The sequence below is a fragment of the uncultured Flavobacterium sp. genome (assembly GCF_963975515.1).
GTDB lineage: Bacteria > Bacteroidota > Bacteroidia > Flavobacteriales > Flavobacteriaceae > Flavobacterium.
Genome location: NZ_CAXBGY010000007.1, coordinates 120,126 through 135,240 on the forward strand (window position 1 = coordinate 120,126; position 15,115 = coordinate 135,240).

Consider the following 15,115-nt stretch of genomic DNA (forward strand, 5'->3'; position numbering starts at 1 on the left):
TTGTAAATTCATTTTTACAGCTGTTTTTTTTTAATTTAAAGTCATTTTTACTTATATTAGCATATTATTAACAAACAATCAAACTTTATGAAAAAAATTACTTTATTGTTGATAATGATTATGTCCACTTGTTATTTAAATGCACAAGTAGTGGCTTATTCATTTTCACAGTCAAACGGTACCTATACAGAAATTACTGGTGGTACTTTATTAGGTACTGAGACATCAGACGACCAACGCTTTTTAGACCCTGCCGATTTAGTTGGTGCAGGATTCGCTACAACAGGAGTTGGATTACCAATTGGTTTTAACTTCGTTTTTAATGGAGTTGTTTATGATAGATTTGGAGTAAACAATAATGGATGGATTTCTTTAGGGATGTCATCATTAGGTGCAGCAGCAGTTAATATGAATTCAACTAGTTCATATACTCCTACGCGTTCTACTTCTACAGCTGTTACTGATGATTTAGTAGCAAGAATTTCTGGTTTAGGAAGAGATTTACAAGCTCAAGTTGGATCAACTCTTCGTTATGAATTAACAGGAACTGCACCAAATCAAGTTTTAGTAATTCAATTTAAGAATTATAAAAAATTTGGAGCTACTGCCGGAACGGATAATTTTAATTTTCAAATTAGATTAAAAGAAACTTCAAATTTAGTAGAAATAGTTTATGGAACACAAGTAAACAATGCAACTTCTAGCACCTATGATGTAGGATTAAGAGCTAGTCCAGCTGCAACAGCAAGTAATTTTAATTCTAGAACTTCACTTACTTCTTGGTCAGCAACAACATCTAGTGTTGATGCATTAGGGGCAATTACAATGAATGCTACAATTATTCCAGCAAGTGGTTTAACGTTTACTTGGACACCACCAACTTGTCCTGGAGCTACAGGTATAGCACTTACAAGTTTGACTAGTAGTTCTGCTGATGTTACTTGGACACAACCAACACCATTACCATCAAACGGATATCAGTATGTTATTACAAGTACAGCTGGATTACCAACTGGAGCAGGAACACCTTCTGCTACAAATATGGTTTCAGCAACTGGATTAACTGCTAATACTACATATTATGTTTATGTAAGATCAGATTGTGGTTCTTCTTTTGGAAACTGGATTTTAAGCGGAACTTTCAAAACATTATGTGATCAAGTAGCTGCTTTTGTTCAAAACTTTGATTCATATCCTGCAAATTCAACTAGTTTGCCTGATTGTTGGAGTAGAGCAGGAACATCTGCAAATGTTTATATTAATACAGGAGCTTCAGCACCAATGTCACCTTCTAATAGGTTGTATATGAATGTAAGTACAACGACTTCTGCATTTGCAATCATGGCTCCAGTATCAAATTTACAAGCTAATACACATAGATTAAAATTTAAAGCTTTTGCAACTTCAGCAAATAAATCAATGAGTGTTGGTTATTTTGCAACTCCTGGAGATGTAACTAGTTATGTAGAAATTGAGCCAATTCAACTTCCAAGTACAGTAATTGCCAATACACAAGAATTTACAATTATTCCATCTTCAGTTCCAGCTGGTGTTACACAATTAGTACTTAACACAACGCAACCAACTCCTTCTGCAACTACGGTTTATATAGATGATGTTAAATGGGAAGTTAATTCTTCATGTGTTGAGCCAACTGCTTTAACTGCTACAGTAATAACAAGTACAAGTGCAACATTAGGTTGGACTAATGGAGCAACTGAAGCAATGTGGGACATTCAATACGGTCCAAATAATTTTCCTCTAGGAACAGGATCATTTGTAAATGGTGTTACTGCAAATCCTCATATATTAAGTGGATTAACTCCTAATACTGTTTATCAATATTATGTAAGAGCAGTTTGTACTGGACCAGTAAATAGTTCATGGACTGGCCCCTTCACATTTAAAACACAGTGTATACCATCTACAGCTCCTTACACAGAAGGATTTTCAAACGCTGGTGCAATACCTAGTTGTTGGACAATGTCTGGAGGTGAAGACTGGAGGTTTTCAAACACGGGCTCTGGTAATCATATTGGAAATAATGGAACCATTACAGGAAATACTACATCAGGGGGTTATTTTGCTTGGGTAGATGATTCTACTCCAGATTTTTCTGACGTTACTTTAACATCTCCTTTAATTGATGCTTCTGCATTAACTACACCAAGACTTACTTTTTATGAATTAAGTAATAATGAAGGATTTCAAAACTCTACATTAATAGTTGAAGTATGGGATGGTGCTGCATGGAACGCTATGGCACAATACAATACTAATACTCCAGGTGGTTGGGAAAAGAAAGTAATTAGTTTAAGTTCTTTAACTATAACAGGTAATCTTCAAGTTAGATTTATTTATGCAGGAGATACATCTGGTTTTTATGATGATATTGCTATTGATGATGTTACTATTGAAGAAACACCAGCAACACCACCAACATGTGCTTCAAATATTGTAGCAACACCTAACGCAACTTGTGGAAATGAAGCAACTGTTATAAGTTGGGACGCAACACCTTTAGCTGATGGTTATTATCTAACTATGGGAACTACTATGGGAGGAACTAATATCTTAAATAATGTTGATATTGGTGCGGCTCCAACATATTCATACATAGGAACATTTAATACTACATATTATTATACAATAAGTCCATATAATGCTTCTGGTATTGCTTCAAGTTGTACAGAAAATACTTTTACTACTGTAGCTACAGGATGTTATTGTCCTTCAGTGCCAACGTCAAATGACAATTCAGGAATTACAAATGTTCAATTAGGAACAACTGATTTCCCTACTACTGATGTTACGTATTTTGATCATTCAGCAACTCCAGTAACTTTGCCACAAGGATTAAATACAAATGTTCAAATTTCATTTGCTACAGGTTATACTTATAACACATATATGTGGATTGATTTTAATGATAATTATATTTTTGATGCTTCAGAATTAGTATATACAGGAGAATCATTAGCTCCTAACCCTACTGTATTAAATGCATCTTTTGTTATGTCAGCTACAGCTGCATTAGGAACGCATAGAATGCGAATTGTTACCGCTGATGCATTAACAACAGCTAATCCATGTTATTCGGGATCATATGGAATTACATTAGATTTCTCAGTAAATATAATAGTATCTTCATGTACACCTGCTAGTGCAACAGCTACAATAGTACCAGATTGTGCAAATAATCAATACTCAGTAAATGTAAATGTAACTAATCTAGGAAGTGGTTCTCCAGTTTTAAGTTATGGAACTACTACATTACCTATTACTACAACTGGTGTAGTTACAGCAGGACCTTTTACAAGTGGTTCTTCAAATGCGTTAACTATATTACATGGCTCAGACACAACTTGTGATTTGCCATTAGGGAATTTCACTTACGCATGTCCTCCAGTAAATGATGAATGCGCAAATCCTACAGTATTAACTCCTGGTGGAGTGTTCGCAACAAATCAAGTAACAGGAACAAATGTTGCTGCAACTAGTTCAACACAAACTGATCCTACTTGTGCTTCTTATCAAGGTGGTGATGTTTGGTATTCTGCAGTGGTTCCTGCTTCTGGTAGTTTAACATTCGAAGTGAATCCTACTACAGGTGGATTGACAGATACTGGTGGAGCTGTTTATAGTGGAACTTGTAGTTCTTTAACTGAAATTGCTTGTAACGATTCTTCAAGTGCAACTGGTGACCATCCATTAATTATAGTTACAGGTCAAGCTCCAGGAAGTGTTTTATATTTTAGAGTTTGGGAATATGGAAACAATGCTTTTGGAACATTTTTAGTTTCTGCTTATGATGGTTCATTATCAGCTTCTAGTTTTGATAATGCTAGTTTTGTAGCTTATCCAAACCCAGTTAAAGATGTTTTAAATTTATCTTACTCTTCAGAAATCACTTCTGTTAAAGTAATTAATTTACTAGGACAAGAAGTTATTTCAAGAAAAGTAAATAATACTACTTCTCAAATTGACATGACTAGTTTAACTGCAGGTGCTTATATTGTAAACGTTACCGTTGGTGATGTTGTTAAAACAATAAAAGTGATTAAGCAATAAGCTATAATTAATATTTTTAAATAAACTGCTCCTTAATTGGAGCAGTTTTTTTTGTATCTAATTTTTTAATACATTTGAACTGTTAAACAACGATTTATGAAAAAAATTACGCTATTTCTATTTTGTCTTATTTCGCTAAATATATATTCTCAGGTTTCAATTTCTGAAGATTTTAACGCTTCAACATCTTTGCCATCTGGTTGGTCAGCAAGTAGATATTCAGGTTCTGTAACGCAAGCTTGTAGTGGTGTTTCTTTTAGAAGTAGTTTATATACTGGTTCAACTTCATCTACAGGATGGTTGTCAAGTCCTAATTATACATCTGTATCAAACGGACAAAATGTAATAATTACGTTTGATTATAAAGTAGTAAATTTTTCTGCAGCAACAGTTGCAACTCCAGCTGGATGGGGAAATTTACAAGTGCAAATGTCTCAAGACAATGGTAGTACTTGGGTAACACAATTCACTATTAATGATTCAAATCATGTTGTTAGTAATAATTGTGCAAATAAATCATTTACAATTCCAGCGGCTTCTGTTCCAAATACTTCAGATTTTAAATTAAGATTTCTTTCAACTTGGACAGCAGGTGATTATTATTTTTATATTGATAACGTTAACGCATCACAATCTACTTCAGTGCCAAATTGTAATGCTGTAATGGCTACACCAACAAATTTAGCTACTAACGTAAGTGAAACTACGAATTTAAATTGGTCAGCAGCTACAGGATTTCCAACGGGTTATTTTTTGAAGGTTGGAACAACATCAGGTGGAACACAAATTGTTAATAATCTAAATGTTGGAAATGTAACTTTTTATGACTTACCAATTTTATCATACGCTACAACTTATTATGTTACAATAACTCCATATAACGGAAATGGAGATGCTACTGGTTGTACTCAATATTCTTTTACTACTATTGCAGCTCCACCTATAGGAAATGTATGTGGAAATCCAATACTAATAACTACTTTGCCTTATAACACAACTGATAATACTGCTAACTATGGTGATGATTATTCTGGTGGACAAGGATCGAACTGTGGAAGTAATTCCCAATTCTACTTAGACGGAGATGATGTAGTTTATAAATATACTGCAACTACAACTGGGTTTATTAATATTAATCTAACGCCTTCAACAGGTTCAGATTTGTATTCTGGAATTTTTGTTTATGGAAGTTGTGCAGACATTGGTTCAAATTGTTTAGCAGGTGTAGCAAATGGAACAGCTAATGTTAGAACAATTAGTCAATTTCCAATAACTAATGGACAATCATATTATATTGTAATTTCTACATTTCCAGCACCTCAATCAGTTGCTTATTCTTTAAATATTCAATTAGCAACCTGTACCAATCCAACAGCAACTTATACAATTGTCCCAGATTGTACAGGTGGCAATACACAGTTTTTTATAAATACTAATGTAACTAGTTTTGGTTCTGCAACATCTGTTCTTGTTTCAGATAATTTAGGAAGTACACCAGTTAACTTAAATTCATTAGGAAATGTTCAATTAGGTCCTTTTCAAAATGCAACATCAGTTTTGGTTTCTGTCACTAATAATCAAGATTCATCTTGTGTTTTAACAAGTCCTTTTTTAACACAATCAAGTTGTCCACCAAATAATGATGATTGTAGTGGAGCAATTAATTTAATTCCAGGAACAACTTTTTCTCAAAATGAAATTACATCAGCTAATTTTGGAGCATTGGCATCAACTGTACCAAATCCAGGTTGTACCGGTTCTGTTTTTTTAGATGTTTGGTACAAAGTTACTGTTCCTTCAACCGGAAACATTACTTTAGAAACCAAACAAGAACCAGGTGGATTAAGCGATACAGGAATGGCTTTATATTCAGGAAGTTGCTCAACCTTAAGTTTATTACAATGTGATAACGATAGTGGTTCAGATCCATTTCATGCTAAAATTGCTTTAACAGGAAGAACAGCAGGTGAAATAATTTATGTTAGAATTTGGGATTTTGGTGGAAATGATTTTTCTTTATTTAGAATTTCTGCTTATGATGGTACGTTAAGTTCAAATAATTTTGAGAAAAATAATTTGACTTCATATCCAAATCCTGTAAAAGATTATTTTAAGATAAGTTATTCATCAAGAATTTCTTCGGTAAAAATCAATAATACTCTTGGTCAAGAAGTTTTTAGTCAAAAAGTAAATGAAAATGAAGCTACTTTAGATTTATCCAAATTAGCTGCTGGAAATTATATAGTTACATTAGAAATTGACGATTTTATAAAGACTATCAAAATTGTTAAACAATAACAAACAAAGCCACTTTTTTTAAAGTGGTTTTTTTTTTAGAATTAAAGTATCTTTGTAGTATGAATTTTTCGTTTATCATACCCGTTTATAATCGACCTGAAGAAACTAAAGAACTTTTAGAGAGTTTAGCTTTGCAGTCTGATTTAGATTTTGAAATTGTAATTATAGAAGATGGTTCTACAATTACGTCAGAAGAAATCGTTAAATCATTTCAATCAAAATTGAATATTAGTTATCTCTTTAAAGAAAATACTGGACCAGGAGATTCAAGGAATTATGGTATGAAACGAGCTTCTGGTGATTATTTTATCATTTTAGATTCTGATTGTATTCTTCCAACAACTTATTTTGAAAATGTAAAAAAAGGTTTGAATCAAGATTATGTTGATTGTTTTGGTGGACCAGATAAGGCTTTAGATAGTTTTTCTGATGTGCAAAAGGCTATTAATTACGCTATGACATCATTTTTTACAACTGGTGGAATTCGAGGAGGTAGTGAAAAATTAGAAAAATTTCAACCTAGAAGTTTTAATATGGGCTTATCTAAAAAAGCTTTTGAAGAATCGAAAGGCTTTGGAAATATTCATCCAGGTGAAGACCCAGATTTATCTATTAGGTTATGGAAAAAAGGATACAAGACTACATTAATTAAAGAGGCATTTGTTTATCATAAAAGAAGAATAGATTGGAATAAATTTTTTACGCAAGTTAATAAATTTGGTAAAGCAAGACCAATCTTAGATTCATGGTATCCTGAATATTCAAAGATTACATTTTGGTTTCCCTCTTTGTTCTTATTCGGAATTTTATTTGCCTTTATAATGACTTTTTTTCAATTTTATTTGCCTTTAATAATACTATTTGTATACTTTTTGATGTTATTAATTGACAGTACTCTCAAAAATAAAAGTTTAAAAGTAGGAGTATTATCAGTTTTAGCAACTTTTATTCAATTTTATGGATATGGTAAGGGTTTTTTGATTTCATTTATTAGAATTAAACTAATGAAACTAGAACCTAAAAAAGCTTTTCCAGAATTATTTTTTAAATAATTATGACAAAAATTATTGGCTTAACAGGAGGAATTGGTAGTGGAAAAACTACTGTAGCAAACTATTTAATAGAGAAAAATATTCCTGTGTATATAGCTGATGATGAAGCTCGAAAAATTACAAATTCAAAAAGAGTTACTTCAAAAATTGTTGAATTATTTGGTAATCAAGTTTTAGAAAATGATAAAATAAATAGAGCATTTTTAGCCAATATTGTTTTCAGTGACAAAGAAAAATTAGCACAACTTAATGCTATTATTCACCCAGAAGTAAAAAAACATTTTAAAAAGTGGCTAAAAAGTAAGCTAGATTACAAATTTGTTGTAAAAGAATCTGCAATTTTGTTTGAATCGGGTTCGTATAAGGATTGTGACGCAATTATTTTAGTTACAGCACCACTGGAAACAAGAATTGAAAGAACAATGAAACGCGACAATATTGCTAGAGAAAGTGTTCTGCAACGAATTAATAATCAAATGGCTGAAGAGGAAAAAATATTGAAATCGGATTATGTAATTCAAAATATTTCTTTAAAAGACACTCATATTCAGCTAGATCAATTGTTAAATTATCTATAATAACATAATTTAGGTTCAATTTGTTAATGTTTGGTTAATATATATTCATTAATTATGTTAAAATACTAAATTTGTATTGATGAACAAAGCAAGATTTAGATTATTGGTTTTTTTTATGAGTGTATCATTGATAGGGCTAATATTAATTAAGTTCTATTGGATAAACCTGTTGCTTCAAAAAAATAATGAACAGTTTAAGCAACATGTTCAGCAAGTTATTGGAAATGTATCACAAAACATCAATGATAGAGAGTTTTATACCTTTTATAGGAGGTTTAATCAAATGGCAGATAGTCTAGGAAAACCACCTAAACAAAGTGATATTAGAAATTTTTATTATATCTCAAAGAATAATAATACTAATGAAACTATAATTTATTCTAATTCAATAATTCCGCAAGATTTTGATATAAAAGGAACGTTCTTTGATAAAAAAGCAGATTCATCAGCTATAAAATCATATGTTGCAGAGCGTAAAACGGAAGTTTATAATGCCGATGGAATTGATAATTCGTCAATTAGCTTAAGAAATACGCCTAATGTAACAATTGAAAATAAAGGAAATTTAGATATTCTTGATAGAGCACAATTTGAAATTTCATTTAAGGATGTTATGGCTCAAAAATCACTTTATGAGCGATTGTCAAAAGATGATTTAGAACGAATTTTGTTCAATGAACTCAACAAATATGAAGTAAAAACACCTTTTGAGTTTAGTGTTTACAATAATGGATTAGCTACAAAGTTAAAATCTGAGAATTTTAATTATGATAAGAATAATACTTATGGAGTACCTATCTTTCAAGATTTAGAAGGTAATAGTCGTTATCAATTATTAGTTACTTTTCCTCAAAAAAACAAGTATGTTTTATCCTCAATTTTTTGGGTTGTGGCTTTATCATTGATGTTGACTTTGATTATTATTTTGACTTATGTAAGTGCTTTAAAACAGTTAATAACGCAAAAGCAAATTTCTGAAATTAAGACAGATTTTATCAATAATATGACGCATGAACTTAAAACACCTATAGCTACAATCAATTTAGCTTTAGATGCCATCAAAAATCCTAAGGTGATTGATGATAAAGAAAAAGTTCAACGCTATTTGCATATGATTAAAGATGAAAATAAACGTATGCATGCTCAAGTAGAAAATGTATTACGTATTTCAAAATTAGAGAAGAAAGAATTAGATATTATTAAAGAGCCTCATAATATCCATGAAATTATTGAAGATGCAGTAGAACATATTGCTTTAATTATTGAAGATAGAGAAGGAGAGATAACAACAGATTTAGAAGCAACAAGGATAACAGCCTTACTAAATGATTCTCATTTTACAAATGTGATTGTAAACATTTTAGATAATGCTATAAAATATTCAGTTGAGCGACCAATTATTAATATTCATACAGAAAATCTTCGTGATTTTATTCTAATTAAAATAAAAGATAACGGGATAGGAATGAGTAAGTCAGCTCAAAAAAGAGTGTTTGAAAAATTTTTTAGAGAACATACTGGTGATGTTCATAATGTAAAAGGTCACGGACTTGGATTATCATATGTTAAACAAATTATAGATGACCACAACGGTTATATTTCGGTAGAAAGTGAAAAAGGAAAAGGAAGTACTTTTACAATTAAATTGCCAATTATTAATTAATTAAAGAAAATATAAAATACTATGGAAACAGCAAAAAAAATATTATTAGTAGAAGATGATCCAAATTTTGGTGCTATACTAAAAGATTATTTAATGTTAAATGATTTTGAAGTAACTCATGCGAAAAACGGTATGGAAGGTTTCGAAAAATTCAAAAAAGATACTTATGATTTATGTATTTTGGATGTAATGATGCCTTATAAAGATGGTTATACTTTAGCTAGAGAAATTCGTGAAAAAAATCAAGAAGTGCCAATTGTGTTTTTAACTGCAAAATCTATGAAAGAAGATGTGTTAAAAGGATATAAAGTTGGAGCAGATGATTATTTAAACAAACCTTTTGATAGTGAAGTTTTGTTGATGAAAATTAAGGCCATTATTCAAAGAAAAAGTGCAGAAACTAAACCAGATTCTACAGTTTTTGAATTTTCAATTGGTAAGTTTCACCTAAATTCAAAATTAAGACAACTTTCATTTAATGGACAAGAGCCTTCAAAATTATCACCAAAAGAATGTGAATTGCTTAAAATGTTAGCTTTACACGTTGATGATGTTATGCCAAGAGAATTAGCTTTAACAAAAATATGGAGAGATGATAACTATTTCACTTCAAGAAGTATGGATGTTTATATAGCAAAACTTCGTAAATACTTAAAACCAGATGAGAACGTAGAAATTCTAAATATTCATGGTGAAGGATTTAGATTGGTTATAAAAAATTAATTTTATAAAAAGCTCTAAGAAATTAGGGCTTTTTTTATTTCCACTCAACTTTCAAAGCATAAGCTATTTTATCTTCTTTTGAAATAGTAAAAATACTTTCGTCTTCAGTAGATGTTTTGCTAATTATAGCTTCATCATTTAAATTGAGTTCACGCATAAAGTTCATGTCAAAGGCTTTGACTTTACTTAATAATAGATTTTTTGGATTTTCGTAATCCAAACACCATTCTAAATATTTTACATTATTGGCATGATTCACGACATCTAAATCTGAGAAAAGAACTTTCTTATTTCCTACAAGGTTTAAGTCTGAACCAATTTTGATTTTATCAGTATTTTTTTCTGTAGCATTAATTTCAAATTTTTCAAAATGATTATGTTCTAGAACTAAAATATCAGGTTTTCTGGTTTTGGTATTAATTACAACCCAAAAAGTTTCGCAACCTATTATTTTTTCATCATTTAAATAAAATTCTAAACAACGAATGGAACGTGAATTCTCTAAAGTTTTTATCCAAGTTTTTACAACAACTTTATCTCTCCATTTTGGTAATTTTGCTATTTCTAAACGCATTCTACTAACAACCCATGCTTGGTTTTTTGTTTGCATGTCAGAATAACTAATTCCACCTAAATCAGCATGATTACCTGCTACAATTTGAATAAAATTGCACAAATCCGTATATTTTAATAAACCATTTGGATAACAGTTTAAAAAAGATAATTCGAATTCTTGTTCGTAAATTGATGTAAAATTAGGACTTATTGGCATTTTTTATTTTTTCTGAAATTGTATTTATTATTTTTGAAGTTTCCGTTTGGAAATCAAACCAAATGGTGTTTTCATTACGTTTAAACCAAGTCAATTGACGTTTGGCAAATCTTCTGGTATTCATTTTTATTTGTTCGATTGCAACTTCTAAAGTAGTTTTTTTATCGAAATAATCAAATAATTCTCTATAACCTACGGTTTGTAAAGCATTTAATTCTTTGCTTGGATAAACACTTTTTGCTTCTTCGAGTAAACCTTCATTCATCATAATACCAACCCTTTGGTTGATTCTGTTGTACATGATTTCTCTTACTGCTTCTAATCCAATGACAATTGGAATAAAATTACGCAGATTTTTTTTCTGATTTAAGAACGAAGAATAAGGCAAGTTGGAAGCCATGCAAACTTCTACAAAACGCATCATTCGTTGAGGGTTTTGTAAGGTTTGAGGGTTTTCATTTAAAAGAGTAGCGTAGTAGTTACTATCTAATTCTTGTAATTTTTCTTGAAGAAATTCTAATCCTTTTTCTTCATATTGATTTCTGACGTTTTCTCTAATCTCAATCGAAACATCAGGAAAATCATCAAAACCTTGTAAAATAGCATTCACATATAAACCAGAACCACCAACAACAATTTGAACATTATTTTCTTGAAATAATTCGTCTAATTTAGCAATCGCTTCTTTTTCAAAATCACCAACAGTATAATTTTCAAAAATTGATTTATTTTGAATAAAATGATGAGTTGCAGCTTCTAATTCTTCGTCATTTGGAACAGCAGTACCAATTTTCATTTCCTTAAAAAACTGACGACTGTCACACGAAATTATTTCACAACCAAAATGTTGAGCTAATTTTATACTTAAAGCTGTTTTTCCAATGGCTGTTGGTCCAACAATTATAATTAGATAGTTATTAGTCATTATTTAATTCATTTCCGCAATTGTAGCAATAAGAAGCATTTTTTCTTTGATCGTTTTTACCACAAACTGAACAAGATTTATCTGTTTTATTTGGAGTAATTGTACCACTACGAATTTTTTTAGTCATTGTGTATTCAGCAGAAACAATTCCAGTTGGAACAGCAATAATTCCGTAACCTAATATCATTACAAATGAAGCAATAAATTGTCCTAAAGGTGTTATTGGAGAAATATCACCATAACCAACAGTAGTTAAAGTTACAATAGTCCAATAAATACTTATTGGAATGCTTGTAAATCCACTTTCTGGACCTTCAACCACATACATTAAAGAGCCAATAAAAACAGCACTAATAAGTACGAAATATATAAATACTACAATTTTACCTCTACTGGCAATCATGGCTTCTTTTAAATGTAAAGATTGTCCTGTAAATTGTGGGTGATTAAGAATTTTAAATAAACGCAACAAACGAAATGCTCTAACTATAGAAAGTACACTTGAACCTACTACAAAAAGGGACATATACATTGGTAAAACAGCTACTAAATCAATTATTCCATAAAAACTAAATATATATCTTAATGGTTTTTTTGTAGTAATAATTCTTAAAATATATTCAACTGTAAAGAAAATAGTAATAACCCATTCTAAGAACACAACTTCTTTATGATATTTAGTGTCAAAACCTTGAACAGTTTCTAACATTACCAGTATTACACTTAATACAATAACGCCTAAAAGAATTAAATCAAAGAGTCTTCCAGAAACTGTATTAGTTCCGTAAATTATAATAAAAGCCTTTTGTCTTAATTTTTCAAAAAGAGATTTTTTTCTCACCATTTTAATTAAATATATACAAAGATAATCAATTAAAACTTCACTACTTTTAAGTGTTTAGTTTTTCGAATATATGATTTTATTATCGAAATTGTATCTCTATTGTTTTGCATTGGAATAATAAGATTTTTAAGAATTTCGATATTCGTGATTTGGTAATTCAAATCATAAAAACAATAGCCTTTATAAATTCCATTTTCTATAAGAATTGCACTTCTCTCACCATTAGTTCTACCTTTGTCAATAAGAACCATGTTATTGTTTTCGAACGAATTATTTTGAATAAAATCGTGAACTCTTTTGTTGTACTCTTCTGGGTTTTCTTTACCAATACAAGCCCCAAAGCATTGATTAATATCATATTGAAAGCAACTTTTTTTAGTATCATAAATGCCATTTACTTTTTGACATAAATTGTATTTTTCTGTAATTCTAAATAAAGCATTTTTACCTTCTTGAAGTGATGTAAATGAGGTTATTTCTTTTTTTCGGCCATCTGTTTTGGCTACTTTTAAAGCAATATAACCATCTTTGTTTTTTTCTGAATATAATGCAAAATTGAATAAAGTCTTACGTTGAGCTCTATTGTAGATGGGTTTGTTGATTTTAATTTCTTCGCTTTCTTTTAAAAGTGCAATTAATTCTGAACCTGTTTCTTCATAAGTTACAGCATAAACCTGTTTCTGTATTTTTATTGATTTTGAAACTTTTGAAGTAAAGTGTTGGTTGATTCTGTTTTTAATATTTTTACTTTTTCCAATATAAATTAAATCACCATTTTCGTTGTGAATATAGTAGATTCCAACTTTACTAGGTAAACTTTCTACTATATCTAAAAGTTTGGGAGCCATTCCTGGTTTAACTTCTGTTTTGATATAGCTTTTTACGATTTCTTTTGTGGAATCTTTTGAAAGTAAAAGTTTAAATAATTTCACTGTTGCCAATGCATCACCACTAGCACGATGTCTATCAGTAACAGGAATTCCAAGGGAACGGACTAATTTTCCTAAACTATATGAAGCTTGTTCTGGAATTAATTTCTTAGATAATTCAACCGTACAAATTGTAGGACGAATAAATTTATAACCTAAACGATCATATTCTGTTCTTAAAATTCTATAATCAAATGATGAATTGTGAGCTACAACAATGCAACCTTCAGTAATTTCTATAATTCTTTTGGCCACTTCGTGAAATTTTGGAGCAGAACGTAACATAGCATTGTTAATTCCAGTCAATTTTACCACAAAAGGTTGAATCGGTTTTTCTGGGTTAACAAGACTTATGAATTGATCAACTACTTCATGTCCATTGTATTTATAAATAGCAATTTCGGTAATTCCTTCTTCATTAAATTGTCCACCAGTAGTTTCTATGTCGAGGATTGCGTAAATTTTCTTTTTCTTTAGGGTTGTAAAGAAACAAAGTTACAAAGTTGGAAAGTATTTTTGCTATCTTTTAACTAATTTATTTTGCATAATTTCTTCCACCAAAAATACTACTTCCAATTCTAACCATTGTACTTCCACAATTTATAGCTAATTTATAATCACCAGACATTCCCATTGAGAGTGTGTTCAGTTGTAAATTTTCAGTATTTAGTTTATCAAAAATTGATTTTAAATGAAGAAATTCTTTTTTGATTTGGTTTTGATTTTCTGTGAAAGTGGCCATTCCCATTAAACCTATAATTTTGATGTTTTGAAATTTGTCATTTTGAACTTGATTCAGAATCTCATCCAATTCATCATCATCTAAACCGAACTTTGTTTCTTCTTCAGCAATATGCATTTGCAATAAAACATCAACAACTCTATTGTGCTTTTTAGCTTGTTTGTTGATTTCTTTTAGCAATTTTAAACTATCAACTCCATGAACTAAAGTAACGTATTCGGCCATGTATTTCACTTTGTTAGTTTGAACGTGACCAATCATGTGCCATTGAATATCTTTGGGCATTTCTTCCCATTTTTCGGTCATTTCTTGGATTTTGTTTTCCCCAAAAATACGTTGACCAGCTTCATAAGCTTCCATCAAATCGGCAACTGGTTTTGTTTTAGAAACAGCAACAAGTGTTACGTTTGAAGGTAATTGAGACTTTATGGTTTGAAGGTTGTTTGCTATTTGCATTTTGTAAAAGTGTTCAGTGTTCAGTTTTCAGTTTTAAAACTTCTGCAATCAAAAATCGTTAA

Annotated in this window: 11 protein-coding genes; 6 read left to right on the forward strand and 5 right to left on the reverse strand. The window is 30.3% G+C overall.

The genetic code is table 11. From position 1 onward, the window contains the following. Window positions 1–87: 87 nt before the first annotated feature. The 6 genes from AAC008_RS09555 (at window position 88) to AAC008_RS09580 (ending at window position 10,385) form a co-directional block, all read left to right on the forward strand. Window positions 88–4,071 (forward strand): GEVED domain-containing protein, encoded by a 3,984-nt coding sequence (locus AAC008_RS09555; RefSeq protein ID WP_339889031.1) that lies wholly within the window; start codon window positions 88–90, stop codon window positions 4,069–4,071. Between the two features lie 96 nt (window positions 4,072–4,167). Beyond that, window positions 4,168–6,369: a T9SS type A sorting domain-containing protein gene (locus AAC008_RS09560; RefSeq protein WP_339889033.1), complete on the forward strand. Its 2,202-nt coding sequence runs from the start codon at window positions 4,168–4,170 to the stop codon at window positions 6,367–6,369. Between the two features lie 59 nt (window positions 6,370–6,428). Continuing rightward, window positions 6,429–7,421: a glycosyltransferase gene (locus AAC008_RS09565; RefSeq protein WP_339889034.1), complete on the forward strand. Its 993-nt coding sequence runs from the start codon at window positions 6,429–6,431 to the stop codon at window positions 7,419–7,421. Between the two features lie 2 nt (window positions 7,422–7,423). Then, window positions 7,424–7,999, forward strand: coding sequence for a dephospho-CoA kinase (gene coaE, locus AAC008_RS09570; RefSeq protein ID WP_339889036.1), 576 nt, complete (start codon window positions 7,424–7,426; stop codon window positions 7,997–7,999). Window positions 8,000–8,078: 79 nt separating this feature from the next. Further along, window positions 8,079–9,662 (forward strand): HAMP domain-containing sensor histidine kinase, encoded by a 1,584-nt coding sequence (locus AAC008_RS09575; protein ID WP_339889037.1) that lies wholly within the window; start codon window positions 8,079–8,081, stop codon window positions 9,660–9,662. Between the two features lie 21 nt (window positions 9,663–9,683). Further along, window positions 9,684–10,385, forward strand: coding sequence for a response regulator transcription factor (locus AAC008_RS09580; RefSeq protein ID WP_339889039.1), 702 nt, complete (start codon window positions 9,684–9,686; stop codon window positions 10,383–10,385). Window positions 10,386–10,419: 34 nt separating this feature from the next. Here AAC008_RS09580 and AAC008_RS09585 read toward each other — a convergent pair whose 3' ends face one another. The 5 genes from AAC008_RS09585 to AAC008_RS09605 form a co-directional block, all read right to left on the reverse strand. Next, on the reverse strand, window positions 10,420–11,157 hold the full coding sequence (locus AAC008_RS09585; RefSeq protein ID WP_339889040.1) for an acyl-ACP thioesterase domain-containing protein: 738 nt from the start codon (window positions 11,155–11,157) through the stop codon (window positions 10,420–10,422). Next, window positions 11,141–12,082, reverse strand: coding sequence for a tRNA (adenosine(37)-N6)-dimethylallyltransferase MiaA (gene miaA / locus AAC008_RS09590; protein ID WP_339889042.1), 942 nt, complete (start codon window positions 12,080–12,082; stop codon window positions 11,141–11,143). Before miaA ends, AAC008_RS09585 begins: the two co-directional genes overlap by 17 nt. Continuing rightward, window positions 12,075–12,926 carry an ion transporter gene (locus AAC008_RS09595; protein WP_339889043.1) on the reverse strand — a complete coding sequence of 284 codons (852 nt, stop codon included), beginning with the start codon at window positions 12,924–12,926 and terminating at the stop codon, window positions 12,075–12,077. The genes miaA and AAC008_RS09595 overlap by 8 nt, the downstream gene beginning before the upstream one ends. Before the next feature lie 29 nt (window positions 12,927–12,955). Next, entirely contained in the window at window positions 12,956–14,317 is a 1,362-nt protein-coding gene (locus AAC008_RS09600; protein ID WP_339889092.1) for an exonuclease domain-containing protein, read from the reverse strand. A gap of 73 nt (window positions 14,318–14,390) precedes the next feature. Further along, on the reverse strand, window positions 14,391–15,053 hold the full coding sequence (locus AAC008_RS09605) for a YggS family pyridoxal phosphate-dependent enzyme (protein WP_339889044.1): 663 nt from the start codon (window positions 15,051–15,053) through the stop codon (window positions 14,391–14,393). Between the last annotated feature and the right edge of the window lie 62 nt (window positions 15,054–15,115).

What these genes read in the sequence shown, in the direction of transcription:
- coaE (WP_339889036.1), top strand. Translation starts at nt 7,424, where the DNA reads ATGACAAAAATTATTGGCTTAACAGGAGGAATTGGTAGTGGAAAAACT.
- AAC008_RS09565 (WP_339889034.1), top strand. Translation starts at nt 6,429, where the DNA reads ATGAATTTTTCGTTTATCATACCCGTTTATAATCGACCTGAAGAAACT.
- AAC008_RS09560 (WP_339889033.1), top strand. Translation starts at nt 4,168, where the DNA reads ATGAAAAAAATTACGCTATTTCTATTTTGTCTTATTTCGCTAAATATA.
- AAC008_RS09575 (WP_339889037.1), top strand. Translation starts at nt 8,079, where the DNA reads ATGAACAAAGCAAGATTTAGATTATTGGTTTTTTTTATGAGTGTATCA.
- AAC008_RS09555 (WP_339889031.1), top strand. Translation starts at nt 88, where the DNA reads ATGAAAAAAATTACTTTATTGTTGATAATGATTATGTCCACTTGTTAT.
- AAC008_RS09605 (WP_339889044.1), bottom strand. Translation starts at nt 15,053, where the DNA reads ATGCAAATAGCAAACAACCTTCAAACCATAAAGTCTCAATTACCTTCA.
- AAC008_RS09585 (WP_339889040.1), bottom strand. Translation starts at nt 11,157, where the DNA reads ATGCCAATAAGTCCTAATTTTACATCAATTTACGAACAAGAATTCGAA.
- AAC008_RS09595 (WP_339889043.1), bottom strand. Translation starts at nt 12,926, where the DNA reads ATGGTGAGAAAAAAATCTCTTTTTGAAAAATTAAGACAAAAGGCTTTT.
- AAC008_RS09580 (WP_339889039.1), top strand. Translation starts at nt 9,684, where the DNA reads ATGGAAACAGCAAAAAAAATATTATTAGTAGAAGATGATCCAAATTTT.
- miaA (WP_339889042.1), bottom strand. Translation starts at nt 12,082, where the DNA reads ATGACTAATAACTATCTAATTATAATTGTTGGACCAACAGCCATTGGA.